This window comes from Microbacterium sp. MYb72 (assembly GCF_002979415.1).
GTDB classification, from domain to species: Bacteria; Actinomycetota; Actinomycetes; order Actinomycetales; family Microbacteriaceae; genus Microbacterium; species Microbacterium natoriense.
On record NZ_PCOT01000060.1, the window covers coordinates 1 to 6,340 of the forward strand.

General features: G+C 65.8%; 7 protein-coding genes and 1 pseudogene. 3 read left to right on the forward strand and 5 right to left on the reverse strand.

Going from position 1 to position 6,340, the window contains the following annotated elements; genetic code table 11:
* The 3 genes from CQ047_RS18490 to CQ047_RS18500 form a co-directional block, all read right to left on the reverse strand.
* On the reverse strand, positions 1-411 hold a 411-nt coding region (locus CQ047_RS18490; RefSeq protein WP_105677506.1), incomplete at its 3' end, for a hypothetical protein.
* A 36-nt stretch (positions 412-447) separates the two neighbouring features.
* On the reverse strand, positions 448-732 hold the full coding sequence (locus tag CQ047_RS18495; RefSeq protein ID WP_105677508.1) for a DUF1905 domain-containing protein: 285 nt from the start codon (positions 730-732) through the stop codon (positions 448-450).
* A 24-nt stretch (positions 733-756) separates the two neighbouring features.
* Positions 757-1,137, reverse strand: coding sequence for a DUF1761 family protein (locus CQ047_RS18500; protein ID WP_105677509.1), 381 nt, complete (start codon positions 1,135-1,137; stop codon positions 757-759).
* 76 nt (positions 1,138-1,213) lie between these two features.
* On the opposite strand from CQ047_RS18500, the gene CQ047_RS18505 reads away from it, so the two are divergent.
* Together CQ047_RS18505 and CQ047_RS18510 are read left to right on the forward strand one after the other, a co-directional pair.
* Positions 1,214-1,840 carry a TetR/AcrR family transcriptional regulator gene (locus CQ047_RS18505; RefSeq protein ID WP_105677515.1) on the forward strand — a complete coding sequence of 209 codons (627 nt, stop codon included), beginning with the start codon at positions 1,214-1,216 and terminating at the stop codon, positions 1,838-1,840.
* Positions 1,841-1,982: 142 nt separating this feature from the next.
* Positions 1,983-2,519, forward strand: coding sequence for a hypothetical protein (locus CQ047_RS18510; RefSeq protein WP_105677510.1), 537 nt, complete (start codon positions 1,983-1,985; stop codon positions 2,517-2,519).
* A 103-nt stretch (positions 2,520-2,622) separates the two neighbouring features.
* Here CQ047_RS18510 and CQ047_RS18515 read toward each other — a convergent pair whose 3' ends face one another.
* Positions 2,623-3,084 carry an NUDIX domain-containing protein gene (locus CQ047_RS18515; protein ID WP_105677512.1) on the reverse strand — a complete coding sequence of 154 codons (462 nt, stop codon included), beginning with the start codon at positions 3,082-3,084 and terminating at the stop codon, positions 2,623-2,625.
* 60 nt (positions 3,085-3,144) lie between these two features.
* Between CQ047_RS18515 and CQ047_RS18520 the strand changes: the two genes are divergently transcribed.
* The gene (locus CQ047_RS18520) at positions 3,145-3,990 is read left to right on the forward strand and encodes a bifunctional 2-polyprenyl-6-hydroxyphenol methylase/3-demethylubiquinol 3-O-methyltransferase UbiG (RefSeq protein ID WP_105677513.1); all 846 of its coding nucleotides are present in this window, start codon (positions 3,145-3,147) and stop codon (positions 3,988-3,990) included.
* A gap of 4 nt (positions 3,991-3,994) precedes the next feature.
* On the opposite strand, the pseudogene CQ047_RS18525 reads toward CQ047_RS18520, so the two are convergent.
* Positions 3,995-6,269 (reverse strand): annotated as a pseudogene (locus CQ047_RS18525) (ATP-binding cassette domain-containing protein).
* Positions 6,270-6,340 lie beyond the last annotated feature (71 nt).

The following is a 6,340-nucleotide window of genomic DNA, read 5'->3' on the forward strand; positions in this document are numbered from 1 at the left end:
CGAGAAGACAGGGGCCCCACCGGAAAAGGGGTGCGCCGGCAAGTAGCGGTGCGCGAAGATCGGCACCAGCATCGGCCACGTTGCGATTCGATCGGCAGCGATCTGGAACTGCTCGGCACGGGTATCCGGCTTCTTCGGCCAGGTCGAAGGCCAGAAGGAATCGTGCTCGACGTCGAAGAGGAGCCCTTCCAAGGGCCAGGCCAGACGCGCCTCGATGCTCGCTGGGCTCTCGTTTCGCCAGTCCAACCAGCGTTCTCCCGTGGGCTGGACGGTCTCGAGAAGACGTCGATGGTCGGGGTTGAATTCGAATCCGAAACGTTCTTCGACACCGATGATCTCGGTGGGGCTGAGCCCAGCCTCGAGGGTCACGCCCCGCACAGTGAGGATGGTGACGCAGTCATCGATGGACACGGCCCAATCCTAGGCATGTGCCTCGCACGGAGCCGCTCAACTCCGACGACCGGTCAGATGGACGGTGACGGCGTCTCCATCGGTCTTGCCGATCCTCTTCCTGATCACAGCCGCGACGGGCAGCTTGTGGGTTCCGTCACCGAGAGCCATGAAAGCGCCCCGGAATGGCACGTCATCGATGGTCCCCTCGACCTTGACGAGGCCCCGAGTGGCGAAGATCGATGCCGAGTCCGGCAGCTGCACACAGGTCCACGTGTCTCCGGCGCGAACCTTTCCCAGTGTCGCGGTGAAGGTGATGTCCAAGGGGGTCGTGCTGGTCATGAGGTTCTCCGATCGGGCTTCGTGTCAGAGGAAGAGGCCGATGATGACCCCGATGAGCGTGAGCTTGATGATCCAGTCGAGCAGATGCACGCCGGCTGCCGACAGGGCGGTGTTCTCATGAACCACGCCGCCCATGAGGAGGATGAGGGGGAGTGTGGAAAGGGCGAGGCCGAGCGCTGCGCCCGTCGCAGGGCCGTGCCAGTCGGCAGCCAGCATCAGCCCGGCGATCAACACGGAGGCGAGGATGCTCCGCAGCAGCACGCTGAGCATCTGGACGACGACGGGGAGACCGGGTCTCGGCGTCGCCGTTCGCGCGATGAGCGCAGAGACGGCGGGTATCGCATAGAGGGCGGCGCTGGCGAGGAATGAGGCTACCGACGCGACAAGGATTCCGATGACGATCATGACGCTCCTTTAGTACCGATTAGTACTGAATGTTATTCCGCCTACTTTAGAACTGTCAAGTACTAAAGTAGTGACCATGACAGACAGCGTTCGCGGCCCCGGCCGACCTGCGGGGAGTTCCGGTGCCGACTTGGTCGCGGTCGCTCGAGGGGTGTTTCTGGAGCGTGGATACGCCGGGACCTCGATGGATGAGGTCGCCAAGCGCGCGAAGATCTCGAAGGCGTCCCTGTACCGGGAGCACTCGTCGAAGCCGGCCCTCTTCGCCGCGGTCGTGCGCGATTGGGCGCACGCGGGGAGGGATGCGATGCGGCCGGCATTGGCACGCCTGGGGGAGAGCGGTGACGTGAGGGCAGGGCTCGTGGAACTGGGGGAGACGATGCGAGCGGGCATCCTCAGCGCCCCCGTTCTGGAGATGCGTCGGCTGGTGACGGCTGAGGCCACGGCACACCCGGATGTGGCCGAGCGGTACCTCGAGGAGAGCTGGAACGCGAACATCGAGAACCTCGCCGCAGCGCTGCAGGGGATCAGCGAGCAGGGGCGGCTTCAGATCGAGGATTCTCACGCGGCTGCGGAGCAGTTCACCTGGCTCGTGATCGGCGCCCCGCTGAACTCGCAGTTGCTCGGAGGCGCTCCCGCTGGTGTCGACGTCTCACGCGCGGTCGAGCTGTTCCTGGCAGGTTACGGGGTCGACGGCTCTCGCTGAGAGTCCATGCGCCGACACGTCCGCTCAGGGGAGTGCGGACAGGACGATCTCGTGGTCCCACTCATCCGTGAGCACCGATCGCAGCCGGCCGTCGACACTCCCGACGCAGTGCCACCGAGCAGCCGACGGATACCCTTCAGGGGTGGACAACGAGAATCCGTGGAAGCTCTCCATCAGCGAGCTGCCCGAGCCGACACTGGATGAGGGCACGCTCACCAATCACCGGCTGCCGGACGGCGCAGGATTTCCGCCGTCGTACGCTTCTTTCGTCCGCTCGTTCGGCTGGGGGCGGCTGTTCGGTCTCTGGCTCATCTACACACCGGCCCCTTCGGGATTCGGTGACGGCGTGTTGGGTCGAGGCCAACACCTGACCGATCGATTGCATGAGGACTTCGATGAGGGCCGGACAGAGGGGTACGACTGGAAGGTCGAACCCCACGGCTCGTGGGAGATCGCGCAGCGACTTATGGTCTTCGCCATGAGCGAGAACGGCGACTATCTCGCCTGGGACACCGGCGCCCGCGATGGCGATGATGATGAGCTGACGATATATCACACGACCCGATTCGACTCGCTGACGAACATCGGCCGAGACCTGCACGAGGCGATCGAATGGCTTCGAGCACGCCACCGTGATTCGAGTGTCGATTTCACGCCGTTGACTCTCACCGCGCTGTGAGCGTCACTTCGACTGGTTCAGGCGACGGCGCCGTCAGGGGAGGACGCGTCGGGCAGTCCCGGGACGCTTCTCACGTGACCTGACATAATGTGCATTATCGGCATTACCTCACGAGGTCGCTGGGCAGGTCGCGTATCCACTCGTTCGCGGCCGCGGGGTACAGCGGAACCGTGAGCTGAGCGTCATCGAACGGACGCCACACGACAGGGACCGTCGAGCCGTCGGATTCCGTGAGCGCGCCGCCTTCGCTGGGCGGCATGTACGCCAGACGTCCGGTGTACAGCGCGACGATCTCGTGACCGAGCTCACCGTTGAACCGGAAGATGTTCTCGACGACGCCCACATGCACCAGATCCAGGATCTCGGAGTCGAGTTCCTCCCGAACCTCGCGGATGATCGCCTCACGATGGGTTTCTCCGAGCTCGACGCTGCCGCCGACGAGCCGGTCGTATCCGTCCGGGTTCTCCGTGGTCGGAGCGTTTCTGCTGACGAGGTGCCGGGATCCATCGGGATGCGGTGCGATGAGCATCGTCTTGACGCGGATGTACGAGCGATCTACGGACATCCGTCCATTCTCCCGCTGCACCGACAGCCCGGCGTGCACCACGGCGGATAGGCTCGCATCGTGAACGAGAGCAACGTGGAGATCGGGTGGGAGGATGCGCGGGCGACGAACCGGGAGAACTGGGAGGATCGCGTGCCGCTGCACCAAGAGGCGTACGGGCTGGACGCGTACGACGATCCCGCGCACCTGAGCGATGTGGTCCGCGCGGATCTCACCGCCCTTGCGCCGTTCCTTCCCGCGGAGAGCCTCGCCGGGCTCGACCTGTGCCACCTGCAGTGTCATATCGGCACCGACACGGTCTCGTTGGCGCGCGCTGGCGCGATCGTCACGGGTGTGGACTTCTCCCCCTCTGCGCTCCACGCGGCGTCGAGGCTGGCGGACCGTGCAGGTGTCGACGCGACCTGGGTCGAGACCGATGTCCTCGACGCCCGACGTGCCGTGACCGGAGATTTCGACGTGGTCTACACGAGCATCGGGACCATCACCTGGCTCGACGACCTGGACCGATGGGCGGCGCAGATCGTCGCGCTCCTTCGGCCTGGCGGCACGTTCTTCATCCGCGACGGTCATCCTCTGCTCTATGCGCTTGATGAGGACTCACCGACGCTGGCCCTCCGCTACCCGTACTTCGGCGACGGCACCGCGCAGCAGTGGGACGACGAATCCACGTACGTCGGCGACGGCACGCTCGCGCATCCGCGAACCTACGAGTGGCCGCATCCGCTCTCCGAGATCCTCGGCGCCCTGCTCAGGGCAGGCCTGAGGCTGCTCCACTTCGACGAGGGGAAGACGCTCCCGTGGCGGTTCAGTCAACGGATGATCGAGGTGCCGGACGGTTTCGCCTGGCCGGAGGCGGAGCAGAACCTCGTCCCGTGCACCTACACGATCATCGCGCGCCGCGACTGACCGTTCACGCCCCGACGTACTCGGCGAGGTGCTCCCCCGTCACCGTCGCCCTGTCGGCGACGAGATCGGCCGGAGTGCCCTCGAACACGACCCGGCCGCCGTCGTGACCTGCGCCGGGACCGATGTCGATGATCCAGTCGGCGTGAGCCATGACAGCCTGGTGGTGCTCGATGACGATGACCGTCTTGCCCGATTCCACCAGTCGATCCAGGAGCCCGAGGATGTTCTGCACATCGGCGAGGTGGAGTCCGGTGGTGGGTTCGTCGAGGACGTAGATGTCGCCCTTCTCCCCCATCTGGATCGCGAGCTTGATCCGCTGACGCTCGCCACCTGACAGCGTCGACAGCGGCTGTCCGAGCGAAGAACACGCGCGCCTCGGCGACCGGCAGGTCGAGCACCTCGGTGATGTCCTTGCCCGCGAGCTTGTACTCCAGCACGCTGGCCTGGAAGCGCTTCCCGCCGCAGTCCTCGCACGGCGTCTCGATGGTGTCCATGAAGCCGAGCTCGGTGATGATCACGCCCGCTCCCTTGCAGGTGGGGCACGCTCCCTCGGAGTTGGCGCTGAACAGCGCAGGCTTCACGCCGTTCGCCTTCGCGAATGCCTTGCGGATCGGCTCGAGCAGGCCCGTGTAGGTGGCGGGGTTGCTGCGACGGGAGCCCTTGATGGCCCCCTGGTCGATGGCGACGACGCCGTCGCGCTTCGAGACGGAGCCGTGGATGAGGGAGCTCTTGCCGGAGCCGGCGACGCCGGTCACGACCGTGAGCACGCCCTTGGGGATGTCGACGTCTACGTCCTGCAGATTGTTCGCCGTCGCTCCCCTCACCTCGATGGCTCCGTCGCCCGTGCGCACGGAGTCCTTGAGAGCCGCCCGATCGTCGAGATGCGCGCCGGTCTTGGTCCCGCTCGCCTTGAGACCTTCGACGGTGCCCTCGAAGCAGATCTCGCCGCCGGCGCTGCCTGCGCCTGGTCCGAGGTCGACGACGTGGTCGCCGATGGCGATCGTCTCGGGCTTGTGCTCGACGACCAGCACGGTGTTGCCCTTGTCGCGCAGACGCAGCAGCAGGGAGTTCATGCGCTGGATGTCGTGCGGGTGCAGGCCGATGGTCGGCTCGTCGAACACATAGGTCACGTCCGTGAGGGATGAGCCGAGGTGACGGAGCATCTTGATGCGCTGCGCCTCTCCCCCCGACAGCGTGCCCGACGGGCGCTCCAGCGACAGGTAGCCGAGACCCAGAGTGACGAAGGCGTCGAGATTCGCGCTCAAGGCCTCGAGCAGCGGCCCCGCACCGGGCAGATCCAGCCCGCGCACCCAGGCCGCGAGGTCGGTCACCTGCATCCGGCATGCGTCGGCGATGCTGACGCCGTCGATCTTCGATGAGCGGGCGCCCTCCGTCAGACGGGTGCCGTCGCATTCGGGGCAGACCGCGAACGTGGCGACGCGCTCGACGAACGCGCGGATGTGCGGCTGCAGTGCGTCGAGGTCCTTGGAGAGCATCGACTTCGTGATCTTGGGGATGAGACCCTCGTAGGTCATGTTGATCCCGGAGATCTTGACCTTCGTGACCTCGCCGTAGAGGAAGAGGTGCCGCTGCTTCTCGCTGAACGCGGCGATCGGCTTGTCAGCCGGGTAGAACCCCGACTGCGAGAAGCCCTTCACCATCCATCCGTCGGCGGTGTAGCCGGGCACCATGATCGCGCCCTCATCGAGGGACTTCGACTCGTCGACGATCTGAGCGAGGTCGAGATCGGAGACCGCTCCCCTCCCCTCGCACCGCGGGCACATGCCGCCGAGGTAGATCGCGTCCTTGACGATCTTCTTCTCCCCGCCGGGGCCCGTCATCACACCGCTGGCCTTCTGGGTGGGGATGTTGAAGGAGAACGCGGTCGGGCCGCCGATGTACGGCTGCCCCAGCTTGGAGAAGAGGATGCGCAGCATCGCGTTCGCGTCGGTGACCGTGCCGACCGTCGAGCGCGGGTTCGCTCCGAGGCGCTCCTGGTCGACGATGATGGAGGTGGTGAGCCCCTCGAGCACGTCGACGTCGGGACGAGGCACGGACGGCATGAAGCCCTGCACGAAGGCGCTGTAGGTCTCATCGATCATCCGGCGCGACTCCGCGGCGATGGTGTCGAACACCAGGGAGCTCTTCCCCGAACCGGACACCCCGGTGAAGACGGTGAGGCGCCGCTTCGGGATCTCCACGCTCACGTCTTTGAGGTTGTTCTCACGCGCGCCCTGCACGCGGATCAGGTCATGGGTGTCGGCGGCGTGCTGCTGCATCCTCTTGCTCTTCTCTCGATCAGGCGGTCTGCTGCAGACGCACCATGTTTCCGGCCGGATCGCGGAATGCG

Coding starts and splice junctions, on each gene's coding strand:
- CQ047_RS18500 (WP_105677509.1), bottom strand. CDS start 1,137: ATGATCGTCATCGGAATCCTTGTCGCGTCGGTAGCCTCATTCCTCGCC.
- CQ047_RS18495 (WP_105677508.1), bottom strand. CDS start 732: ATGACCAGCACGACCCCCTTGGACATCACCTTCACCGCGACACTGGGA.
- CQ047_RS18505 (WP_105677515.1), top strand. CDS start 1,214: ATGACAGACAGCGTTCGCGGCCCCGGCCGACCTGCGGGGAGTTCCGGT.
- CQ047_RS18515 (WP_105677512.1), bottom strand. CDS start 3,084: ATGTCCGTAGATCGCTCGTACATCCGCGTCAAGACGATGCTCATCGCA.